The organism is Porticoccus sp. GXU_MW_L64, from assembly GCF_052983295.1.
The window spans coordinates 1-2,202 of the sequence record NZ_JBRKJK010000037.1; the positions used below are offsets into that span (position 1 = coordinate 1).

Annotated in this window: 1 protein-coding gene; it reads left to right on the forward strand. The window is 52.0% G+C overall.

Going from position 1 to position 2,202, the window contains the following annotated elements; translation table 11 throughout:
* Positions 1 to 552 precede the first annotated feature (552 nt).
* Positions 553 to 2,076, forward strand: coding sequence for a group II intron reverse transcriptase/maturase (gene ltrA, locus ACVBEJ_RS14490; protein ID WP_447130347.1), 1,524 nt, complete (start codon positions 553 to 555; stop codon positions 2,074 to 2,076).
* The last annotated feature ends 126 nt before the right edge of the window (positions 2,077 to 2,202 follow it).

The window sequence follows — 2,202 nt, forward strand, 5'->3', positions numbered from 1 at the left end:
GAGTGCGACACGAAGTCGTGTATTTAGAGTTGTCACCACGGAATGGTTTAAGTCGGTGACCACCCATACTGCTGGATGAATCTACGGGCATGAATAAAGAGCTGCCCGGACAAGGCTCCTAAGCACACAGTGTGTGCGGGGTGCAAACCGTGAGGGGCGCACCTTCCTGGTAACCACATAACCGGGTGAGGGCTTGATAGTTGGTAAGGTGAACATATGTGAATCTGCGATAAAGATCGTGAGGAACAACAAGCGAAAGTGGTTGTAACGCTTGGCCCAAACGGGCAAGGAAATCGGAAAGGCCATTTCAAGGTGGCACTTCGCAGTCAACAGTATTTCCCGGTCCTGAGCAGGCACCTAACCCAACATACTCTATACACGGAACGTGGGAACCTCGTATCGCTCCCCATTGGGGAAAGCAACCCGCAAGGGAAGCTGATGGCGGTGCGGGAATAGGATGTCGGAAAAAGCGAATGCTGTGCTGTAACGGTGCAGATACGGGTTTCAACGTTACCCGGCACGAAAGTGAGCCCACGTCCGACGGGTCTTTCTTTGCAAGATAGTTTGGAGAACCGATTTTATGAGGGAATGCAAATGACAGCGTCGGATTTATCCGTGACTGGTGCGCCCTCTGCGCGTTTAGCTTGGGATGCCATTAACTGGCAACCCTTGGAACAGCGCGTCAAACGGCTGCAAGTGCGTATTGCAAAGGCGACAAGGGAAGGAAGGCACGGCAAGGTTAAATCCTTGCAATGGCTTCTGACCCACTCGTTAGCTGCCAAGTTACTGGCTGTGAAACGAGTGACGGAAAACCGAGGCGCCAGAACGGCTGGCGTTGATGGTGTGACATGGACGACTGCAAAGCAGAAAGCCCAAGCAGCTCTGGCAATCAATCGCCGGGGCTATCGGGCACAGCCGTTGAGACGCATTTATATTCCCAAGCGCAATGGCAAACAACGGCCACTGGGTATACCGACGATGACTGACCGGGCAATGCAGGCGCTTCATCTGCTTGCCCTGGAACCCGTCTCGGAAACCTTGGCTGATGCCAACGCTTATGGGTTCAGGCCCAAGCGCAGTGCTGCCGACGCTATTGAGCAATGCTTTATTGCACTGTCGCGTAAACACTCATCCAGATGGGTGTTGGAAGGGGATATAAAAGCGTGCTTCGACAAGATTGGGCATGACTGGCTTTTGGCCAATATACCCATGGACTCGAAGATACTGCGGCAGTGGCTGAAATCGGGCTACATGGAAGAAAACGTTTACCACCGAACAGAGGAAGGCACACCACAAGGGGGGATTATCTCTCCTGCTCTGATGGTGCTCACACTTCGGGGATTAGAGGCTGCGGTTGCCAAAGTCACCGGACGTGGGAGCAAAGTGCACGTGGTGTCTTACGCGGATGACTTTGTCATAACCGGAATCTCGCGAGAGATACTGGAAAACAAAGTGAAACCTGCGGTTATAGACTTCCTCAAGGTGCGCGGCCTTGAGCTGTCAGAAGAGAAAACCTTAATCACGCACATTGATAAAGGGTTCGACTTTCTGGGTTTCAACGTACGCAAGTACAACGGGAAGCTATTGATAAAGCCTGCCAAGCAAAATCTACACGGCATGCTGAATCATATCCGGGAAACTATCAAGACGCGAAGGGCGGCAAAAACAGGTGATTTGATTCGAGAACTCAACCCAAAGATACAAGGGTGGGCGAATTACTATCGCCATGTTGCTGCCAAGAGAGCGTTTAGCTATATGGATCACCACATCGCTGTAACGTTGTGGGAATGGGCGAAACGCAGACACCGGAAAAAGCGTGTGCACTGGATTAGACAGCGGTATTACACCAGTCGCAGGCTTGACCAGTGGGTGTTTCAAGGCGTAGTACCAGACAGTCAACTCGGGTCGCGACCCGTTGCACTGGCAAAGGCTGCCCATACTCCTATTAAACGGCACATTAAAATAGTAGGGGCTGCTACACCCTATGACCCCAGTTACAAAGACTACTTCTCTGACCGAGAAGCTCGTCGGCGTAACAGCAAGGTTCATTGGCGTTATCGAGTCCCAGTATTTTAATGATCGGATCGGTCTTGTTGCCGGGTTGATTACTCGGCCTTTGAAAGGCTTGAGCCGTATGCAGGGAAACTTGCACGTACGGTTCTTAGGGGAGCCGGCAGTAGCAATACTGTCGGCTTACCCGAC